Annotated in this window: 21 protein-coding genes; 16 read left to right on the top strand and 5 right to left on the bottom strand. The window is 63.0% G+C overall.

The window, feature by feature from the left end; genetic code table 11:
* Nucleotides 1-204 precede the first annotated feature (204 nt).
* From G5A07_RS03700 to G5A07_RS03755, 12 genes are all read left to right on the top strand, one after another.
* Nucleotides 205-1,284 (top strand): hypothetical protein, encoded by a 1,080-nt coding sequence (locus G5A07_RS03700; protein WP_171952074.1) that lies wholly within the window; start codon nt 205-207, stop codon nt 1,282-1,284.
* 188 nt (nt 1,285-1,472) lie between these two features.
* Nucleotides 1,473-2,591 (top strand): hypothetical protein, encoded by a 1,119-nt coding sequence (locus tag G5A07_RS03705; RefSeq protein ID WP_191862830.1) that lies wholly within the window; start codon nt 1,473-1,475, stop codon nt 2,589-2,591.
* Nucleotides 2,588-3,790, top strand: a complete 1,203-nt coding sequence (locus tag G5A07_RS03710) for a glycosyltransferase (RefSeq protein ID WP_171952076.1) — start codon at nt 2,588-2,590, stop codon at nt 3,788-3,790. Before G5A07_RS03705 ends, G5A07_RS03710 begins: the two co-directional genes overlap by 4 nt.
* A gap of 26 nt (nt 3,791-3,816) precedes the next feature.
* Nucleotides 3,817-4,938: a glycosyltransferase family 4 protein gene (locus tag G5A07_RS03715; protein ID WP_223107590.1), complete on the top strand. Its 1,122-nt coding sequence runs from the start codon at nt 3,817-3,819 to the stop codon at nt 4,936-4,938.
* Nucleotides 4,939-4,957: 19 nt separating this feature from the next.
* A complete protein-coding gene (gene galE, locus G5A07_RS03720) occupies nt 4,958-6,001 on the top strand; it encodes a UDP-glucose 4-epimerase GalE (RefSeq protein ID WP_191862834.1) in 1,044 nt (347 codons plus the stop codon).
* A gap of 158 nt (nt 6,002-6,159) precedes the next feature.
* Nucleotides 6,160-7,692, top strand: a complete 1,533-nt coding sequence (locus G5A07_RS03725) for an aldehyde dehydrogenase family protein (protein WP_191862835.1) — start codon at nt 6,160-6,162, stop codon at nt 7,690-7,692.
* A 40-nt stretch (nt 7,693-7,732) separates the two neighbouring features.
* Nucleotides 7,733-8,542, top strand: a complete 810-nt coding sequence (locus tag G5A07_RS03730; protein WP_191862837.1) for an SDR family NAD(P)-dependent oxidoreductase — start codon at nt 7,733-7,735, stop codon at nt 8,540-8,542.
* A gap of 160 nt (nt 8,543-8,702) precedes the next feature.
* Nucleotides 8,703-8,987, top strand: a complete 285-nt coding sequence (locus tag G5A07_RS03735) for a DUF4190 domain-containing protein (protein WP_010484694.1) — start codon at nt 8,703-8,705, stop codon at nt 8,985-8,987.
* 5 nt (nt 8,988-8,992) lie between these two features.
* On the top strand, nt 8,993-9,763 hold the full coding sequence (locus G5A07_RS03740) for a class I SAM-dependent methyltransferase (protein ID WP_010484693.1): 771 nt from the start codon (nt 8,993-8,995) through the stop codon (nt 9,761-9,763).
* Nucleotides 9,764-9,771: 8 nt separating this feature from the next.
* Nucleotides 9,772-10,827, top strand: a complete 1,056-nt coding sequence (locus G5A07_RS03745; RefSeq protein ID WP_019338469.1) for a quinone-dependent dihydroorotate dehydrogenase — start codon at nt 9,772-9,774, stop codon at nt 10,825-10,827.
* 8 nt (nt 10,828-10,835) lie between these two features.
* The gene (murB, locus tag G5A07_RS03750) at nt 10,836-11,897 is read left to right on the top strand and encodes a UDP-N-acetylmuramate dehydrogenase (protein ID WP_019338468.1); all 1,062 of its coding nucleotides are present in this window, start codon (nt 10,836-10,838) and stop codon (nt 11,895-11,897) included.
* Nucleotides 11,898-11,929: 32 nt separating this feature from the next.
* A complete protein-coding gene (locus G5A07_RS03755; protein ID WP_019338467.1) occupies nt 11,930-12,817 on the top strand; it encodes a DMT family transporter in 888 nt (295 codons plus the stop codon).
* A 142-nt stretch (nt 12,818-12,959) separates the two neighbouring features.
* Here the strand turns inward: G5A07_RS03755 and G5A07_RS03760 are convergent, their stop codons facing one another.
* From G5A07_RS03760 to G5A07_RS03770, 3 genes are all read right to left on the bottom strand, one after another.
* Complete coding sequence (locus G5A07_RS03760) at nt 12,960-13,967, bottom strand: aminoglycoside phosphotransferase family protein (protein ID WP_049410829.1); 1,008 nt, start codon at nt 13,965-13,967, stop codon at nt 12,960-12,962.
* Nucleotides 13,968-14,066: 99 nt separating this feature from the next.
* On the bottom strand, nt 14,067-15,101 hold the full coding sequence (locus tag G5A07_RS03765; protein ID WP_191862839.1) for a heparan-alpha-glucosaminide N-acetyltransferase domain-containing protein: 1,035 nt from the start codon (nt 15,099-15,101) through the stop codon (nt 14,067-14,069).
* Entirely contained in the window at nt 15,098-15,688 is a 591-nt protein-coding gene (locus G5A07_RS03770) for a TetR/AcrR family transcriptional regulator (protein ID WP_191862841.1), read from the bottom strand. The genes G5A07_RS03765 and G5A07_RS03770 overlap by 4 nt, the downstream gene beginning before the upstream one ends.
* Nucleotides 15,689-15,831: 143 nt before the next feature.
* Here G5A07_RS03770 and G5A07_RS03775 point away from each other — a divergent pair, with 143 nt between their 5' ends.
* Nucleotides 15,832-16,257: a DoxX family protein gene (locus G5A07_RS03775; RefSeq protein ID WP_191862843.1), complete on the top strand. Its 426-nt coding sequence runs from the start codon at nt 15,832-15,834 to the stop codon at nt 16,255-16,257.
* On the opposite strand, the gene G5A07_RS03780 is transcribed toward G5A07_RS03775, so the two are convergent.
* Complete coding sequence (locus G5A07_RS03780) at nt 16,230-17,033, bottom strand: APH(3')-II family aminoglycoside O-phosphotransferase (RefSeq protein WP_191862845.1); 804 nt, start codon at nt 17,031-17,033, stop codon at nt 16,230-16,232. The two genes, G5A07_RS03775 and G5A07_RS03780, sit on opposite strands and share 28 nt — an antisense overlap.
* Nucleotides 17,034-17,108: 75 nt before the next feature.
* Between G5A07_RS03780 and G5A07_RS22410 the strand changes: the two genes are divergently transcribed.
* The 3 genes from G5A07_RS22410 (at nt 17,109) to G5A07_RS03795 (ending at nt 20,079) form a co-directional block, all read left to right on the top strand.
* Nucleotides 17,109-17,291 carry a hypothetical protein gene (locus G5A07_RS22410; protein ID WP_241873077.1) on the top strand — a complete coding sequence of 61 codons (183 nt, stop codon included), beginning with the start codon at nt 17,109-17,111 and terminating at the stop codon, nt 17,289-17,291.
* 28 nt (nt 17,292-17,319) lie between these two features.
* Entirely contained in the window at nt 17,320-18,036 is a 717-nt protein-coding gene (locus G5A07_RS03790) for an SDR family oxidoreductase (RefSeq protein WP_005413133.1), read from the top strand.
* Nucleotides 18,037-18,132: 96 nt separating this feature from the next.
* Entirely contained in the window at nt 18,133-20,079 is a 1,947-nt protein-coding gene (locus G5A07_RS03795; protein WP_191862847.1) for an EAL domain-containing protein, read from the top strand.
* On the opposite strand, the gene G5A07_RS03800 is transcribed toward G5A07_RS03795, so the two are convergent.
* Entirely contained in the window at nt 20,076-20,687 is a 612-nt protein-coding gene (locus G5A07_RS03800; RefSeq protein WP_010484672.1) for a TetR/AcrR family transcriptional regulator, read from the bottom strand. The genes G5A07_RS03795 and G5A07_RS03800 overlap by 4 nt on opposite strands.
* Between the last annotated feature and the right edge of the window lie 93 nt (nt 20,688-20,780).

Consider the following 20,780-nt stretch of genomic DNA (forward strand, 5'->3'; position numbering starts at 1 on the left):
CTCACCCAATGGGAATTGTTATCGGCGAGGGAGCTAAAATCGGAAAGGGCGTCACGATCTACCATGGAGTAACCATCGGAAAGCTCAGAGAAGCGTACCCCACTATTGAGGACAACTCGACGTTATTTCCCAACGCAGTGGTGATCGGAAACTCGACTGTATCCAGAAAAACAAGAGTTGCGCCCAACTCAGTAATCAGACCGCATGACGTCAATTCATAAACTCTTCTGGTACGGCCTCGCACTATCACTACCACTGATTGCACAGTCGACGCTTGTCGGCGGCAAACTAGTACCTGATGCCGACTCTGCCTACTACTTGGCCACCAGCCTACTTCTTACCGCAGTCCAGATTGGGCAGGCAGCCGCATTCCAGACGTCACTATCGACAGTTTCTTCTTATCAATTTTCCCGCAAGACTCGCAGCCTAATTGCGCTCGCAGGAGCATCTGCACTCGCACTATCCCTAGCATTCTCGGATCAATCGCTAGCATTGACCTGCACCACCATAGCTCTCGGAATTCTAGCAGGCGCAACATTCTCTATCAGTAACGCATACCTTCTTGCCAAAGGAACTGAAGTTAAATACTTCAGGAGGCTCTTCTTTCGAAATGCCTTGGTACTCACACTATGCGTTACCTGTGCCAACGCACTCCCCCTCGACAGCACAGCCGCAGTTTGCTGCGCAGCTCTCATTATCCTATTCATCTCGATATTTGACCCAACGGTCGCAACACCCGAAGAAGCGACACCCGCTCCCACACCAAGCCGTCAACACCTCATATCAATAGCGACTGGCGTTGCCGCATCATCACTCTACAGAAATGATCAAAATCTCGTTCGCGCAGCATCTGAACCTTCGGTAAGCTTCGCCCAGATACACAACACTTTTCTTTTCGGCGCGGCAGTTCAAGCGGGTGCAGGAGCATTGCTCACATCACTGGTACTACCGCGAGTAAGAGCGACGGGCAACACCGAGAGGCTTAGGAGGCTACTGGATGCATCAAGCGCTACGACATTGATCGCCGCGGCCATCATCGGATTCATTTCCAGCAATGAAACTCTAACCATCATCAGTGCGTCGGTGATCTTGGCATCCAATCAATGGGGATCATACAAGCTCCATCTTCAAGGAAGATCACTACAAGTTTATGCAATTGGCACGACTGCATTCGCCTTGCTGGCCACACTTCTCGCTAGCGGGATCGATCCCGGCTATTCATATCTCCTCTTCGCTGTAGCCACACACGTCGCAATTTCCGCCTTCGGTTTCGCCAAAAGATGATCACAAAGCATGCCTCGACCTCTGCGAGCCTAGCATCCATCGCACTGATAATAGTCGCCACTGCCGCAGCACTGGTTGAGGCCGGGATCGGTGCATCCTTAATGCTCTCGGCAATCATTCTATTCACTTGCCTGTGGATAGCGTCCAGGTCACGGATACCGCTTAGCTGGATTGCCGCCGCCCTAATCTTGAAGACGCTCTATGCGGGCGACATTCTTTTGGCTGTATTTGACGGACGACCTCTGCGATACGCACCAGAGGTCGGCGCCCAGGCTGCCGAGATTCGCGCCCAATGCTTGCTCATGCTTTGCATCTGGGCACTATCTTTCCTCACAGCAGCCTCCCATCTCGCAAGAAGCTATTCAGGGTTAGCCATCAACCTGGACCAGAAGCCGTCGCCAAAGGCAATTCCGATCCTTCTCATTCTGCTTTCCCAGATTGCGTTCGCAGCCATTGTAAATCAGGTCGGCGGCCTCAGCACTATGCTTGCCAACATGAGCAGTCGCTATGAAATCTACTTCGGCATCGGATTTCTAAGAGTCATAGTCGGCTTTGGTGCTGTCGGATGTGCCATTTACTACCTCAGCGGCCGCAAGCGTCTGGCTTGGATAATCTCGGTTCTAATATTCGCCGAGCTCGCCATGCTTGGCGGGAGAAGCTTTGCCTTGTTCTCCACAATTGCACCAATTGCGATGCTGTGGCTTGCAGAACGCAAGAGCATCCCGATTGCAAGAACGGCGATGATGGCTGCACTTGGGATCACTTTTGTTAGCGCTCTAGGGACATACAGATCTTCCCAACTATCACAGCAGTACCATACCGCAACCGGTGTTTTTTTAAAACTGGTATTAGACACCGGAGCTGCAGACAATTTCCCCAGCCTCCTGTCACTCCTTAGAAGGGACGCGACACCTTATGCAGGCGCTGAAATTGTGGCGTCAAGCCTATTCTCCGCCATTCCCCGAGCCGTTTGGAAAGATAAGCCCATGACGGATGAGGCTGCCGCGGTAGGCACGGTGTTAGCAAATGCGGGAACCGTAAACTGGGGACTCCCAATTGGACCACATGGCCTGGCCTTCTATACCGGGGGAGCCATCCTAGTTCCGCTCTTCGGTCTCATAGCCGGGACATTCTTTAGTTTCGTCCTGAGAATGTCGGAGAGGAATCTCGCGTGGGCAAGCATTTCTCCATTTTTGGCACTTCTTGCTCCAGATGTTATCTCCCCATCCACCTCTGCCCGAGCCTTGGTGCTCATGGCAGTTGCAATCTCTCTGTCAATCGCGCTCCGTGTACGGCTGAAACGATGAAGATACTTGTCGTCAACAATTTCTACTTCCCTCACCAAGTTGGCGGAGCCGAGGAGTCACTTCAACTTCAGTGCGAAGCGCTCATGGGACTAGGACAGGAGGTGCATGTACTTACAATTGCGCACGACGAGCAGCCGCGCATTGCGAATGTCAATGGCGTAACTGTGCACTATCTCGCCACAGCATTCTCCGGCGGCTCCCCACTGCAGAAGAACAGAACCCTGCTCAGAAGACTGGGCTGGCAATTTGGAACATCTGCTCAGGTTATCGCACAAACCAGGATATTTCGCCTTCTTAAAGACGGAAAGTTCAACATTCTGTATGCGAACAACCTACCCGGAATCGGGAGAGCTGTCGTATTGATGGCCAGAATGCTCGGCATTCCTGTAGTTGCGGGACTAAGAGACTACGCATGGATTTGTCTACGGCAGTCTCGCTTTGAGGGAGGAAAGAACTGCGAGTCGACGTGCATGAAGTGCCGCATTGGCTGCATAGGAAGAAGGGCCCTTTCAAAAACCGTTCGTGGCGTTGCCGCAAATAGCAAGATACTTCTCGAACCATTCGAAAGGGACTCCGCCTTTACTTCCGCAAGGAAGAAAGTCATATACGCAGGCGCCCCAAGCACAGGTAGAGCCACGCCCTTATGCGGCGCGAAACATAACGAGCTCACCTCAGTAAGAGTAGGAGTGATGGGTCAGATCCAGCCATCAAAGGGCTTCGACATTTTCCTGGATGAAACAAAAGATATCGCACTATCAGGACAGATCAGCATTGTTGTTTCTGGATCCATATCTAGCGACTACGCTGTAAATCTTCGCAATAGACATGATACTGATCGAGTGAATTTCACAGGCCACATCAATCGCTCCGACTTCTTCTCTCTAGTTGACATAGTAGTCATCCCCTCCATTTGGAATGAGCCACTCTCTCGCGTCACGTATGAAGCTCTTTCACATGGAAAGGTGGTAGTCGCATCCACCCATGGAGGACAGAAGGAAGTAATTAAAGATGGATATAATGGATTTATATACACACCTGGAGATGGATCACTGAAACTCATTCTCATGAAATTAATTAACGAGCCGCGCACGATTGCGGAGATCGAGTCAAACGCAATCAAATCTGCCCAGCACTACACGCCACAGCGTGCCGCCGCTGACTTGCTTGATTTGTTTGAAACAGTTGAGAATTCGAAGTGAAGATCTGCCTAGTTCACGACTGGTTAGTGACATACGCCGGCTCCGAAAGGGTACTTTCCGAAATATCCAAAGCATTCCCAGGCGCCGACATTTTTTGCATAGTAGACTTCCTTTCCGAAGCTGATCGAGAGAGAATTACTCAAGGGCGCTCAACCAAGCAGACTTTCATCCAAAAGCTACCCGGCGCAAAAAAACATTACAGAAACTACCTTGCTGTAATGCCAATTGCAATAGAGCAGTTAGATCTTTCCAGCTACGATGTGATTATCTCAAGCTCGCATGCGGTCGCCAAAGGGGTGCTAACCGGACCCGATCAGCTGCACATCAGCTATGTTCACTCTCCGATTAGATATGCATGGGATCTTCAGCATCAGTATCTGCAGGAGTCCGGCCTCACCACGGGGCCGAAATCATGGATCGCGAGAGCCATACTTCACTACATTCGACTTTGGGATTCGCGAACGTCAAACGGAGTTGATCACTTCATCGCGAACTCAAAATTCATTGCACGAAGAATAAATAAGGTGTACGGAAGAGACGCGGACGTGATATACCCTCCTGTCGACGTGGAATCCTTCAAGTACAGAGAAGGCAAGGAGCAGTTCTATCTTTCTGCATCTCGACTCGTGCCGTACAAGAGAATGGATTTGATAGTCAGAGCATTTTCACGACTGCCCGACAAGCAACTAGTTGTTATTGGCGATGGGCCTGACATGGAAAAAATACGCAAACAAGCAACGCCCAACGTAAAGATACTCGGACATCAACCATTCGAATCACTAATGAGCCACATGCAGCGTGCAAAGGCTTTTGTTTTTGCCGCGGAAGAAGACTTTGGAATAACCCCCGTGGAAGCCCAAGCTTGCGGAACTCCTGTTATAGCGTTCGGCAAGGGCGGCTCTCTTGAAACCGTAAAACAAAGCGCCGACATGGGCGAGTCGACAGGAATCTGGTTCTCCGAGCAGTCAGAGGACTCAATTATTGATGCAATATATCGCTTCGAAAATCTAACCAATCCAATTCTAGCTGAAACGTGCCGAAAGCATGCGGAGAAATTCTCGTCCGACCGTTTCAGGTCTTCGATCATTGATTATGTAAATAGCCACTGGGATAGTTTTTCTAAATGTCATCCCAATCAAACCACCTGAGCTGGCTGTGAGCTCCGCCTTGTTCACCAGAAATATCCTCATCTGCGGCGGCGCCGGCTACATCGGCAGCCACATGGCCCAGTACCTGGCCGAAGCCGGCCACTCCGTAACCGTGCTCGACAACCTGTCTACCGGTCACCGCGATGCGGTTCGCTGGGGCGAACTGCTGGAAGCCGATCTGCTGGCCCCCGAAACACTCGAGCGCGCCCTCCAGGGCCGTCACTTTGACGCCGTGATGCACTTCGCCGCACGTTCGCTGGTGGGCGAATCGGTTTCCGCTCCTTATACCTACTACGCCAACAACGTCACTGGCACACTGAACCTGCTGGAGGCCATGCGCCGCCACGACATCGATCGCATCGTGTTCTCCTCCACCGCTGCGGTATTCGGTAATCCACAGTCGGATGTGATCGATGAGGACCACCCCAAGGCGCCCATCAACCCCTATGGCGCCAGCAAGCTGATGGCAGAGCGGATCCTCGCTGATGCAGCCACAGCCTACGGCCTGCGCTCGACCTGCCTGCGCTACTTCAATGCCGCAGGCGCCCTGCCCGACCACGGCATCGGCGAGGCCCATGCCTGCGAAACCCACCTGATCCCCAATGTGCTGCGTGCCGCCTTGGGTATAGGCACGGCCATGAAGGTGTTCGGCGATGACTACGCAACGCCCGACGGCACCTGCGTGCGCGACTATGTACACGTGCAGGACCTGGCCCAGGCACACGCACTGGCTCTTGAGTACATGGAGCACACGCCCGGCGCGCACGCCTTCAACCTGGGCAATGGTCAGGGCTTCTCTGTCCGCGAAGTCATCGCCGCTGCCGCAGAGGTAAGCGGGCGAAGCATTCCATTCGAGTTGGCGAACCGCCGGCCGGGCGATCCAGCCAGCCTGGTCGCCTCCTCCACCCGCGCTCGGCAACTGCTGGGTTGGCGACCCATATGGACCGAGCTGGCACCGATCATCGACAGCGCCTGGCAGTGGCATCGCAACCCGCCCACATGGTCGCCGCAGCCGGCGATTCCTGACACCGCGCGCAGCCCGGGCGAAGCCCTGCCTGCCTGAATAGGCATTCCTCACTGGGATGGCGTCTCGGCGTGGCCTCACCCCGCACCGCACCAAAGCCCAACCACCACCCTCTGCTACCATCGGCGGTTCTGTTCATCGCGTCCCCCACCTGCCCGCGATAGCGCCAAACAACGTAACGAAACACAGGAGTCTGCATGTCTTCCGAGCTGCTCAAGTCCCTTGGCCTGGACGCGATCAACGCTGGCACGTACCTGGGCAACGGGGAGTGGTCGAGCGCGACCAGCGGTGAGCTGATCACCCCGGTCAACCCGACCACCGGCGAGCCGATCGCGCAGGTCCGCGCGACCGCCGAGGCCGAGTACGAGATCGTCGTCGCTCGTGCGCAGGAAGCCTTCAAGGTCTGGCGCACCACGCCTGCCCCGCGTCGCGGTGAGGCCGTGCGCCTGTGCGGCGAAGCGCTGCGCAAGCACAAGGATGCGCTGGGTTCGCTGGTCGCCCTGGAAATGGGCAAGAGCAAGCCGGAAGGCGACGGCGAAGTGCAGGAGATGATCGACATCGCCGATTTCGCCGTGGGCCAGAGCCGCATGCTGTACGGCTACACCATGCATTCCGAGCGCCCCGGCCACCGCATGTACGAGCAGTACCACCCGCTGGGCCTGGTCGGCATCATCTCGGCCTTCAACTTCCCGGTGGCGGTGTGGAGCTGGAACTCGTTCCTGGCCGCCATCTGCGGCGACGTCTGCATCTGGAAGCCGTCCAACAAGACGCCGCTGACCGCCATCGCCTCACTGAAGATCTGCAACGACGCCCTGCGCGAAGCCGGCTTCCCGGACATCTTCTTCCTGATCAACGACGCCGGCACCGCGCTGTCGGAGAAGATGGTCGATGATCGTCGCGTGCCGCTGATCAGCTTCACCGGCTCGACCCAGGTCGGCCGCACCGTCAACGAGAAGGTCGCACGCCGTCTCGGCCGCTGCCTGCTGGAGCTGGGCGGCAACAACGCCATCATCCTGGACGAAACCGCCGACCTGAAGCTGGCCGTGCCGGGCATCGTGTTCGGCGCCGTCGGTACCGCCGGCCAGCGCTGCACCACCACCCGCCGCCTGATCGTGCACCGCTCGATCTACGCCGACGTGCTGGCCACCCTGGTCAAGGCCTACAAGCAGGTGGAAGGCAAGATCGGCGACCCGACCGATGCCGCCAACCTGATGGGCCCGCTGAACAGCGACGGCGCCGTGCAGCAGTTCCTCGATGCCATCGCCCAGGCCAAGGCCGCCGGCGGCACCATCGAAACCGGCGGCACCCGCATCGACCGCGCCGGCAACTTCGTGCTGCCGGCGATCGTCTCCGGCCTGAAGAACAGCGACGCCGTGGTCCAGCACGAGACCTTCGCGCCGATCCTGTACGTGATGCCGTACGACACCCTCGACGAAGCCATCGACATGCAGAACGGCGTGCCGCAGGGCCTGTCGTCCTCGATCTTCACCCAGAACCTGAAGACCGCCGAGAAGTTCCTGTCGGCCGCCGGCAGCGACTGCGGCATCGCCAACATCAACATCGGCACGTCCGGTGCGGAGATCGGCGGCGCCTTCGGTGGCGAGAAGGACACCGGCGGTGGCCGCGAATCCGGTTCGGATGCGTGGAAGGTCTACATGCGCCGCCAGACCAACACCATCAACTATTCGGATTCGCTGCCGCTGGCACAGGGCATCAAGTTCGACCTGTAACGCTTTCTGTAGTGCCGGGCCATGCTCGGCAGGATGTGCAATGAACACCGCAGGAAATGCAGCCGAGCATGGCTCGGCGCTACAGGGTGGCAAGCCGGTGATTGATTTCACCGGCCGCCGCGTGCTCATCGCCGGTGGCAGCAAGGGCATTGGCCGTGAGATGGCGCTGGCATTTGCCGGCGCCGGTGCGCGGGTCTCGGTCTGCGCCCGCGGCCAGGCCGGCCTGGATGCCCTGCGTGCCGACGCGCAGGCGCAAGGCGTCGGGCTGCACGCCTTCGCTGCCGATCTGGGCGAGGCCAACCAGATCCAAGCCTGGCTGCAGGCTGCCGCCGATACACTCGGCGGCATCGATGTGCTGGTCAACAACGCCACCGGCTATGGCATGGCCGATGACGAGGACGGCTGGGCCGCCAGCCTGCAGATCGACCTGATGGCGGCGGTACGGGCCTCGCGCCTGGCACTGCCGTGGCTGCGCGCATCCAGCGATGCCTGCATCCTCAACCTGTCCTCGATCGCCGCGCAGCAGCCGCGTCCCGGTGGCGCGCCCTACGCTGCCGCCAAGGCCGCGCTGTCGCACTACACCACCTCGCAGGCACTGGCGCTGGCCAAGGACCGGATCCGGGTCAATGCCATCGCCCCGGGCTCGATCGAGTTCGATGACGGCCTGTGGGATCGCCGCCGCACCGAAGATCCCGCGCTGTACCACGGCACCTTGGCGAAGATCCCGTTCGGCCGCTTCGGCCACCCGCGCGAGATCGCCGACGCCGCGCTGTTCCTGTGCTCGCCGCTGGCGCGCTGGATCACCGGTCATGTGCTCAACGTGGATGGCGGCCAGGTGTTGATGGGCTGAATTTGTAGAGCCGAGCCCATGCTCGGCTTGCGCGCAAGACGCGGTCCATACCGCATCGGCCCAGAGTTCAGCCGAGCATGGGCTCGGCTCTACAGGGCACTGCCCATGGGATTGCCCGGGCAGAGGCACTATCATGTGCACACTGCCAAGGAGGACCCCGATGAGCGTGGCACCCCGACAGACAAGCGCCCTGGCCGTGGTCAGCCTGGTCATGGGCATCGCCAGCTGGACCGTCCTGCCCTTCGTGGCCAGCATCGTGGCCATCATCACCGGCCACATGGCCCGTGCCGAGATCCGCCGCCGCCCGCATGAACTGGAAGGCGATGGCCTGGCCGTCACCGGCCTGGTGCTGGGCTGGGTGATGGTCGGCGCCGTAATCGCCGCCATCCTGGTCTTCATCCTGTTCTTCGGCGGCCTGGCCTGGCTCGCCGCGATGTCGAACTGATCATCATGACCACTTCCGACAGCACTGAACGCTTCAGCAGCCGCGTCGCCGACTACGTCCGCTACCGGCCCGATTACCCGCCCGCCCTGTTGGAGTGGCTGCATGGCCCGATGGGCGTCAGCCACGAGGCCGTGGTCGCCGACATCGGCGCCGGCACCGGTATTTCCAGTCGCCTGTTCCTGGCCAGCGGCCATCCAGTAGTCGCGGTTGAACCCAACGCCGCCATGCGGGGCGCGGCCGAGGAATGGCTGGCACCGCAGTACCCGCAGTTCCGTGCGGTGGACGGCCGCGCCGAGGCCACCACACTGGACGATGCCAGCATCGATCTGGTCAGCGTCGCGCAGGCCTTCCACTGGTTCGACACCGTGGCGGTGCGCGCCGAGTGGCAGCGCATCCTGCGTCCGGGTGGCCTGGCACTGATCTACTGGAACTCGCGCCTGCTCGATGCCAGCCCGTTCCTGATCGGCTACGAGCAGCTGCTGCTGGACTACGGCACCGACTACACCGCCGTTGCCGAGCGCTACCAGGACGACGCCACCATGCAGGCCTGGTTCGGCCCCGGTCTGCGTGGCATGGTGGAGCTGCCGAACGTGCAACATCTGGATTTCGACGCCCTGCGCGGGCGCCTGCTGTCCTCCTCCTACGCACCCCAAGCCGGTCATCCGCGCCATGCGCCGATGATCGCCGCCCTGCAGGACCTGTTCGCCGCCCACGCGGTCGACGGCCAGGTTGCTTTTGAATATCGAACCCGAGCCTTCCTCGGCACGCTGGACTGAACCGACGCATGTATTCGCTTGCCCGCCCCTTCCTGTTCTCGCTCGACGCCGAGCGCGCCCACGGCCTCGGCCTGTCCGCACTGGACCTGGCCTATCGCACCGGCACCACGCCGCTGCTGGCCGCACGCATCGCGCCGATGCCGAGCACCGTGTTCGGGCTGACCTTCCCCAATCCGGTCGGCCTGGCCGCCGGCCTGGACAAGAATGGCGAGCACATCGATGCATTGTTCGCGCTGGGTTTCGGCTTCGTCGAGATCGGCACCATCACCCCGCGTCCGCAGGCCGGCAATCCGCAGCCGCGCCTGTTCCGCCTGCCGGCGCACAACGCAATCATCAACCGCATGGGCTTCAACAATGCGGGCGTGGACGCGCTGGTGCGCAACGTCGAACGCGCGCGCAACCGTCGCGGCCTGCTCGGCATCAACATCGGCAAGAACAAGGACACCCCCAACGAACAGGCGGTGGACGATTACATCGCCTGCCTGGACAAGGTCTATCCGCTGGCCGACTACATCACGGTCAACATCTCCTCGCCCAACACCGCCGGCCTGCGTGAGCTGCAGGAAGAAACCGCGCTGCGCCAACTGGTCAGCCAGCTGCGTGACCGCCAGGAAGCCCTGGCTGCGCAGCATGGTCGCCGCGTGCCGATGCTGGTGAAGGTGGCGCCGGACCTGAGCGAGCGCGACATCGATGCCGCCGCCCGCGTGCTCGGCGAGCTGCAGGTGGACGGCGTGATCGCCACCAACACCACCATCGACCACAGCAAGGTGGCAGGCGACCCGCTGGCCAACGAGGCCGGCGGCCTGTCCGGTGCGCCGGTGCTGGAGCAGTCCACGCTGGTGCTGCGCCGCCTGCGTTCGCGCCTGCCCGAATCGGTACCGCTGATCGGTGTCGGCGGCATCCTGTCCGGTGCCGATGCGGTGGCCAAGATGGCCGCCGGCGCGGCGCTGGTGCAGTGCTACAGCGGCCTGATCTTCCGTGGCCCGGCGCTGGTCTCCGAATGCGTGGAGGCGATCCGTCGCCGTCGCGAAGCACCGAGCCGCGGCGCGGTGGCCCCACTGTGAGCGCGCCCATGGATACCGTCGACGGCAACGCACCGCTGCGCTGGACGCTCACCCGCAATGCGCCGCTGCAGTCGCTGAACACCTTCCATGTGCAGGCCAGCGCCGCGCAGCTGCTGGAACTGCACGATGCCGCACTGCTGCCGGACGTGCTCGCGCTGCCCGAGGTGGCCAACGGCCCGCTGCTGGTGCTGGGCAGCGGCAGCAACGTACTGATCGCCGAGGACCTGCCTGGCACGGTACTGGTGTTCGGCAACCGTGACATCAGTTTCCTTGAACACCGCGCCGACCATGCGGTGATCCGCGCCGGTGCCGGCGTGCCCTGGCACGGGCTGGTGATGTGGTCCCTGCAGGAGGGCCTGTCCGGCCTGGAGAACCTGGCGCTGATTCCCGGCACCGCCGGTGCCGCGCCGATCCAGAACATCGGCGCCTACGGCGCGCAGGTCGGCGAATTCATCCAGGCCGTCGAGGCCTGGGACTGCCAGGAGCGGGCCTGGGTGCGGCTGGACAACGAACAGTGTGGCTTCGCCTACCGCGACAGCGTATTCAAGCAGCAGCCTGATCGCTACCTGATCACCGCCATCGAGCTCAAGCTGCCGCTGCTGCACGATCTGCGCATGGACTACGCCGGCATCCGCGAGGAACTGCAGGCGCAGGGCGTAGAATTGCCGAGCGCGGTGGACGTGGCCAACGCGGTGATCGCAATCCGCCGCCGCAAGCTGCCCGACCCGGATGTACTCGGCAACGCCGGCAGCTTCTTCAAGAACCCGGTGCTGCCGCTGGAACAGGTCGACGTGCTGCTGCAGCACTTCCCCGAACTGCCGGTGTTCCCGTCCGACCAGGACGGCAAGCGCAAGGTCTCGGCGGCATGGATGATCGAGTCCTGCGGCTGGAAGGGCTTCCGCGAAGGTGATGCCGGCGTGGCGCCGAGCCACGCACTGGTGCTGGTCAACCACGGCAACGCCACCGGTGCTGAACTGCTGGCGCTGGCGCGACGTATTTCCGCTTCGGTGCTGGAGAAGTTCGGCGTACCGATCGAACCGGAGCCCCGCCTGCTCGGCGCACAGTGGTGAACAGCCCCGCCCTCTCCCCCAGCGCCACCCCGATGCGGGCGGCGCTGCTGATGCTCGGCAGCACCATGGCATTTGGCCTGATGGCGGTGGCCATCCGCTATGCCACGCGCTACGTGCCGACCCAGGAAGTGGCGTTCTTCCGCAATGCCTTCGGCCTGCTCGCGTTGCTGCCGATGCTGCTGCGCCCCGGCCACGCGCCGCTGAAGACCCAGCAGCTGCCACGCTATTTCGTGCGCAGTGCGATCGGCCTGGGCTCGATGCTGTGCGCGTTCTGGGCACTGGGCCACCTGCCGTTGGCGCAGGCGGTTTCGCTGTCGTACTCCACGCCGTTGTTCGTCACCATCGCTGCCGTGCTGTGGCTGGGCGAGACCGTGCGCGTACGGCGCTGGGCTGCAGTGGTGGTCGGCTTCATCGGCGTGCTGGTGATCGTGCGCCCCGGTACCGCCGGCTTCACCGCGGGCAGCCTGGTAGCGGTGGCTGCCGCCGTGCTCAGCTCGCTGGTGGCGATCCAGATCAAGCAGCTGACCCGTATCGACAGCGCCGATACCGTGGTGCTCTATACCTACGTGTTCTGGGTGCCGCTGTCGCTGCTGCCTGCCCTGTTCGTCTGGGTCTGGCCCACCGGCGTGGCGTGGCTGTGGCTGTTGGCCACCGGCGTGCTCGGCACGGTCGGCCAGCTGCTGTGGACGCGGGCGCTGCGCCTGGGCGAAGTCTCGGCGCTGACCCCGATCAGCTTCCTGCAGCTGCCGCTGGTGACGCTGTGCGGCTGGCTGCTGTTCAACGAAACGGTGGACCGCTGGACGATCATCGGCGCCGGCATCATCCTCGCCGCGAACGCCTATATCGCCCACCGCGAAGCCGTACTGTCGCGGCGGGCCGCAAGTGCAGCGGCCTCGGCAGCGGCCAAGCCCGCCGAATGAAAACCGCCTCGATGGACAAGCCCTTGGTAGAGTCGACTGTTAGTCGACTATCGCGCGCAGCGCGGGCTTTGCCTATTCCAATCGAAGAGCAGTCGACTAACAGTCGACTCTACCCGGGGCGATCCTGGCAACGGCCCAGTACCTATTCCAGCGCGCGATACACCCGCTCCGCCGCATCGAACACATTGCCCGGTGCGAACTGCTCGCCCAGGTAGTGCAGCGACTGCCTGCGCAGTTGCGGCGAACGCTCCTCACCGTCGCTGCCCAGCAGCACCTGCTGGAACTCGATCAGGTCCTGCAGAATGCGCCAGTGCCGGTACCAGGCGATCCAGCGCGGGTCGCCGCGGTCGCTGCCGTAGCCGTCCTCGAAGCCCAACGGATTCTCACGCCCCCAGCGCCCGCCAACAGCCGCACCGATGAACATCAGGTCGCGCTCGCGCGGTGCCAGCGACAGGCCATCCCAGTCAATCAGGTGCAGGCCCCCGTCATTGCCCATCAGCAGGTTGCCGGCATGCAGATCGGTGTGGCACAGATGCAGGTCTACCGGCACGTCCTGCAATGCCGCGAGCAGCTCCCGTGCCTGCGCATGCAGCGCCGCGATGCGCGCATGCTGCCGGTCCCATATCGAAACGAAGGCGCGGCCCAGCCCGTCCTTCGCGGCCGCCAGGCCCTCGCCAGCCAGCCATTGCCCAACGGTTTCCAGCGCCGCGGTTTCCAGCCGTACGATCGGCAGCGCCTGCTGCAGGTCTGCTGGCAGCTGCGCGCCGTGCAGGCGCCGCAGCACCTCCCCCAGCCGTTTCCACTGCGTGCGGCTCAACGCCGCCTCGAACCCGGACTGGCCTTCCACATAAGGGAACAGGGTGAACTGCAATCCCCAACGCTGCACCGACGCACCACCGGTCAATGCCGGCCACGGCGCGACGATCTCATCGATACCCAGCGTGCCGCGCATCCAATGCAGGCTGTCCCACACTGCGGGGTCAACCTGGTAGGTGCGGCATTTCAACCACCACTGCCCGTGCCGCGCATCGACGCGATACACGCTGGCATTGGCGTCGGCCCCCACCGGGCGTGGTACCACGGCGGTGGGGGTGATGCCATAGGATTGTTGCAGGACTTCGCCGAGATGCTGCGCCGAAGCGAATGACATGGGTGCAAGCGGAAAGTGTTACCTGCCGCCACTATCGCAGATGCACTCGCCACGACACAGACATGTCCGTCACAACATCGCCTCGGCACAACCAGAGAACTAGCCTGCGATGCGCCGCATCACCGCCTCCAGCGGGCCGCGTGCGAACTGCCACGACCACAGCCATGCCGCGCCGGTCGCCAGCATCAGGAACAGCAGTGCCCACAGCAGCACCGACGCGAGCGATGCACGGCCATCAAGCAGGTCCAGGCTTTCCAGCGTACCCATGCCCAGCAGGATGTGGCCGACGTACAGGGTCAGGGTCATGCGTCCGGCCGCGGTGAACGGTTCCAGCCAGTCACCCGGTCGCGCACGCGTCAGCCACAGGCAGGCGGCAATGACACTGCACGCTGCGCCCGCACCGGTGAGTACGTAGGCGGGCCCCGGCGGCATCGGCTGCGTTCCCAGCCACACCTGCCAGGGCGTTCCCTGTGCAAGCTGCTGCACGCCATGTCCAGCCGCGATCAGCAGCAGGCCCAGCACCAGCAGCGCACGCTGGACCCGCGGTTGCGACAGTTGCAGGCGTGCCAGCAACATCCCCAGCAGGAAGAAGCACAGCCACGGCAGCAGAGGATGGAAGCCATTGAACAGCAGGTTGCGGGCCGCGCCCGGCCATTGCCACAGACCGGCGTACTCCAGCGTCTGCCAGTTCCATCCCTGGCTGTAGTCCCAGTGCAGCAACGCCCAGAACGAACAGGCCGCCAGGCCCACGATGCTGGCCAGCAACACCCGCGGCGACGCACGCAGCCACACCACGGCCAACGCGAAATACACCGCGTAGTAGTGCAGGATATCGGCCGGGAACAGAGTCAGGTTGAGTAGGCCCAGGATCATCAGAAACAGTGCGCGCCGCCAGGTCTGCACACTGGCTGGCCACCAACCCTGCCGCTGCGTGGCCAGCACCAGGCCAAGACCGGCCAGGGTGACGAACGTCGCCGAGGCCTTGCCTTCCAGCAGATGGAAGAACCCTGCCAGCCAACCCTCACCCTCTGCGGGCACGGCCATCGCCAGGCGGAAGTTGACCAGCACCATGCCGGCCAGCGCCAGATAGCGCGCCAGGTCCAGCCCGTGCAACCGCCGATCAACAGCGCTCATGCGCGCGCTCCGAGCAGCAGCGCGAGCAGGCCAAGATCCAGCGATGCCTCATCGGTGCCACCGGCTTCGCCCAGCCCCCGACGCAGCGCATCGCTTTCGATGGCATCCAGCAGCACCTGCGCCTGTAGCGCCGCTGCCAGCACGGGACGCCGCCGCTCGCGCTGCGCCACCTGCTGCAGGGCTTCGGCCAGCGTCATCTGCAATTGCCTGCGATTGGCCGCAAATGCCTCGGCCACGGCCGGATTGCGTGCGCTCTCGGCCAGCACTTCGACGGCAAGCGTCGCCCATTCCGGCTGGCGGCACAGTGCGTGGAAGTCCTGAAGGAAAACCAGTACCTGTGCACGCTCGCCATCGGACGCGGCCAGTCGCTGCAGCAACGGTGCCAGTTCTTCGCTCTCAGCCACCGCCACTGCAAGGATGATCGCTTCCTTGCCCGGGAAGTGGTTGTAGAGATTGCCCAGGCTGACACCGGCCGCCTGCGCGATGTCACGCATGCTGGTCTGGTGGAATCCCTTTGCGACGAAGCACTGCAGTGCCGCCTGCAGGATCAGGGTCACGCGCTGCTCATTGCGGTCGATTCTGCTCATGCCATAAATAGTGAACGAACGTTCGTCCATTTTGAAGAGGGTAACCCGGCCACCACCGGACTTCGTTCAGGCAGCCTTGACCTCAACCGCTGTTGAGGCCCGATGCTGCCCGCCCCGCCCAACGCTCAACCCGGAGTTGCTGCATGCCACGGATGATCTCCACCCTGCTCGACAGCCGCGTGCTGTGGTTCCTCGCCCGACTGCTGCTGGCCGTGGTGTTCCTGTCCTCGGGTCTGGCCAAGCTGCTGGCGTGGGACAACAGCGTGGCCGAAATGCAGGCGGCCGGGCTGCAACCGCCTGCGCTGTTCAACATCGCCAGCGCCGTGGTGCTGCTGGGCGGCTCACTGTGCCTGCTGCTTGATCGCCTGCTATGGCTGGGCAGCGGCGCGCTGGCGGTGTTCATGCTGCTGACCATCGTCATCGTGCATACCTTCTGGACCAAGCACGGCGCGGAACAGCAGCTGGCGCTGTTCTTCGCGCTGGAACACCTGAGCGTGGTCGGTGGCCTGATCTGCGCGGGCATCGCCAGCCATGCGAGGGCTCAGAAGAACTCGTCGAGCAACCGGTAGAACGCCAGCCGGCGCTCATCAGCCACCACGCCATAGCGCCGGAACAGCGGCGCGACCCAACGCGTGTCGCCGAAATTGTGGACCAGGCTGCGCGCGGCAAGCGCCAGGTCCTGGTAGCGATCGGCCACGCCCAGTCGCCCACAGTCGATGAAACCGCTGAAACGCCCCTCGACCACCATCAGGTTCGGCAGGCACGCATCGCCATGGCTGACCACCAGGTCTTCATGAGCGGGCCGGGTACTGCACAGTTCGGCGAAGACCTGCTGCGGACTCTGCCCCAGGCGCTCGTCATCGAAGTCATCGGCGTCTACACGCCCCGCCTCCACCCGAACCTGCGCGGCCTGCAGGCGCGAGGCCAGTCGCTGGTCGAACGGACAGGCTGCCACCGGCAACGCATGCAGGCCGCGCAGCGCGTCGGCCAGCAGTTCCACCAGCTGCTGCGGCGCGAGTTCCGACGACGAGGCCAGATCACGGCCGGGCAGCGCACTCATCAGCAACCAGCGCCGGCCCGCTTCTTCGGCGGTGGCAATCACCGTTGGCGCCGGCAGTCCCTGTGCCTGCAGCCAGCGCAGGCGCGCGATCTCATCGCCCAGCTCACTGAAGGCGTCGATCACTTCCGACTTCAGGAAGGCATCGGGCTGGCCTGGCCGCTGCACACGGGCTACATCCGCACGCGACACGCCGATCGACTGCCGCTCGATGCGCGCATTGGCCAACGCTTCCCGCCACGCCCACGGCAGCGGCAGGCCATCAGTGAAGGGATCGGGTGCTCCCATGCCGGGATGTTCCTGTTGCTGCGGACCCTACGGATTCTCGCCGATCCCGAAGCACACCGCCCAGCAGAGCGCGCAATGGGAGGCCTGACCAAACTGACCCGGCTGTCAGTGGTCAGTACATCCCAGCACCTGCAGCAGCTGCGACGGCTACTACCACAGTACCGTTGCCAGCTCGACAACATCGCCTCGATCATTACCGCTGAACGCAGCAAGCTGCGTGCGTTCGCCGACTGGGACACCATTCTGGCTGCCGACTGAGGCCGCCGCAGTACAACAAGGAAGCGACATGAAATTGATGGTCATCGGCGCCAGCAGGGGCCTGGGTCGGGCGTTCGTGGAAGGCCTGTGCAGTGCGGGCGACACCGTCATCGGCGTTTCGCGCAGCCGTCCGCGCGATCTTGAATGCCCCGAGGGTGTCACTCTGCAGTGGATCGAGGCCGATCTGTCCCAGCCCACCCTGGCTGCCAATCACATCGCAGCGCAGGCACCGGCCGATCTGGATGTGCTGATCCACAACCTGGGCATCTGGGAAGAGACCGCCTTCAGCGACGAGTACGCCTTCCTCGACGAGAGCGATGCCGCGCTCACCCAACTGGTCGACGTCAACATCACCGCCACCTTGGTGCTGCTGCAGCGCCTGCTGCCGCGAGTGCTCGGCGCACCACGCCCGCAGCTGGTGCTGACCGGATCAACCTCGGCGCTGCCGCGCAGTGGCCGCCCGGAAGTGGCGTTCGGCGCATCCAAGTTCGCACTCAACGGCATCGCCGATGCACTGCGCGAGGGCTTCCGCGATCGCCGCCTGGCGGTGACCAGCCTGCAGCTGGGCTACCTCAACACCGACGATGCACTGTCGGTGCCGGTTGCAGAGGCCGCAGCGCGCGGCGACGGCGAATTAGTGCCCGTGCACGACGTCGTTGCAATGGTGCGCGCGTTGCTGCAGTTGTCACCGTCCGGCTTCGTGCGCGAACTGGTGCTGCCGGCCATCGCCGACCCGCGCTACTGACTGCAGAGGCCTCGGCCCGGGGCCCTTGGTGGCCGCTCGGGCGCCTGTGGTTTACCCTGCTCCCCACTGGCCGTCGGTCACAGGCGGGAACCTGCTATGGATGCGCTTTCACGGGTCTCGGCCCAGGTCCTGGACAGCGCCCTGCCCAGCCTGCCGCTGTATCTGCTGCAGGCCACGGCGGTGATCGGCATGATCGGCGTGCTGCTGATCGCCACCCGTCGCGCTGGCCATGCCATTGAGGGCCGCCGCCTGTACGTGGGCGTGGCGCTGGGCCTGATCTACCTGTTCAACGCCTGGTTCGTAGCCCGCTACACCCAGGGTGTGGTCAAGCTGCACCTCGGCTTCGACATCCTGCTGGTCAGCGGACTGCTCGGCGGCTGGCGCGGCGGCCTGGCCTGCCTGGGTGCCAGCCTGCTGGCCCGATACCAGTTCGCCGGCACCCAGTATTTTCTACCAGCCGGCCTCGAGGCCACGCTGCAGATGCTGGCAGGCGTCTGGCTGCGCAGGCGCCTGCACCCGCGCATGCTCAATGAACTCTCGCTGCGCATGATCCTGCAGGCCTGGGGCGTGCGTATCGTCGTCACTGCGTTGGGCCTGGCACTGGGCGTCGCAATCATCGGCGCCAATCAGCTACCCGTGGAGGAGTTGGCAATCCAGCGCCTGCTGGCACTGCCACTATCGCTGCTGATGCTGGGCGCGGTGTTCGCACTGGTCTACAACGATGCGCAGATCGATGCACAGCGTCAGCGCGAACACGCCTGGCTGCGCATCGATCCGATCAGTGGCCTGCCCAACATGCGTGCGCTCGGCGAACGCCTGCAGCATTACTGGCGCGACAACGACGGTATCGGCAAGGCCTGCCTGATCGTGGCCGAGATGGGCAACCTGCGCGACCTGCGCCTGCGCTACGGTCCGCTGCAGGACAACGGCCTGTGGCAGCGCGACAGCACCGAAGAGGTGCATCGGCTGCTGCCCTCGCTGCCGGCCGGGCAACTGGAGATATACCAGTTCGGCGATGCCGCGCTGGCGATCCTGGTGCGCGACCTGACCTTGTCCGAACTGCGCACGCAACCGCAGATCACCGAGCTGGCCAGCAACCTGGCCGATCAGGTCGGCCGCGATTGGCCCGGCTTCCGGCCGCTGTTTCGCTGCGCGGTAGTCGAACTGAAGCCACCGGGCGCGGCAGACGATGGCCACCTGCCCTTCCGGGCAATCACCGTGGCGCTGAGTGCGATCGAATCCGGCGTCGTGTTCTTCGACGACCCGATCCAGCGCGACAGCGAGATCGACGCCCTGATTGAAGTCGCCCTTGATCGCTGGCTGCAGCAGGGCGACGCCCCGCTGTGCTACCAGCCCAAGCATCGCCTGCAGGATCGCCAGCTGGTCGGCGCCGAAGCACTGCTGCGCATGCGCGACGGCGAGGGTCGGCTGATCGCGCCCATGCGGGTGATCTCGCTGCTGCGCCGGCAGGGGCGGCTGGCTGAACTGGAATGGGCCACGCTGCAGTCGGCCATCCACTTCCTGCAGCAGTGCCGACGCGATGGCACGCAGCTGAAAATCGCCGTGAATGTTTCGGCCGAGTCACTGCGCCTGCCCGGCTTCGGCCTGCGCCTGCAGGAACTGCTGCAGCTGCACGATGTGCCCGGCGTGATGCTGCGCCTGGAGATCGTCGAATGGACCGAGATCGTCGAGCGCGACGTGGTCGATGCCAACATCGCACAGCTGCTGGCAGCGGAGGTCACGTTGTCACTGGATGATTTCGGCGCTGGCTATTCAACCCTGATCCTGCTCTCGCAGCTGGCCATCGCCGAGGTCAAGATCGAGCAGGCGCTGATCGCCACACTGTCCGACGCCAAGTCGCAGTCGATCGTGCGCTTCATCGTCGAAGTCGCGCACCGCTGCGGTGCCATCGTGGTGGCCGAAGGTACCGAGACCCTGGCGCAGGAACAGCAACTGCGCGCACTGGGTGTGGATGTCGGCCAGGGCTATCTGTACTCGGCGGCGCTGCCGGCCGACGAGTTCCGCCGCTTCGCCGCCAGCTAGACCGCGTAGAACCCCAGGAACATCGCCACCGCCGATTCGGCCACGCGTGCACGCTCCTGTGCGCTCAACGGTGCCTGCCCCATCGTCACCTGTGGCCAGAACGCGAAGCTCTTCACCAGCCCGTGCAGCTGGTGGCCGGCGAACTCCGGATCGACCTCGCGCAGCCGGCCATCGGCGATGGCCGCGCGGATCCAGGCACTCTCGCCGCTTTCCTTTTCGCCCATGCGGCAGACGATGGCCTGCGCGCGCTCCGGTGAGTGGATGATCTCGGCCATCGCCACCCGCGCCAGGTCAATGAAGTTGGCATCGCTGAGCAGTTCCAGCTTCTGGCCCAGCAACTGCAGCAGCTGCGCCTGCAGCGGCTGGTCGGCGCGGTACGGTAACGCGTCGCTGGCCACGCTGCGTTCCCAGAGCTCCTCCAGGATCATCGAGAACAACGCTTCCTTGCTGGGAAAGTGGTTGTAGACGGTGCGCTTGGAGACCCCGGCCGCCTCGGCGATGCGGTCCATGCTGGTGGCCTCGTAGCCCGAGGCACGGAACTCCTCCACCGCCGCGCGCACGATGGCATCGCGTTTACGGTCGGTCAGGCGTTGCGGGGCACGGGGCATGGCAGAAACCGGATAACTGAACGGATGCGCACATTTTACACCGGACAGTGTACTTTTGAAAAACACGAAACTACACTGTGCAGTGTACCCAGC

The sequence above is a fragment of the Stenotrophomonas sp. AS012628 genome (assembly GCF_010608305.1).
In the GTDB taxonomy this organism is placed as follows: domain Bacteria; phylum Pseudomonadota; class Gammaproteobacteria; order Xanthomonadales; family Xanthomonadaceae; genus Stenotrophomonas; species Stenotrophomonas geniculata.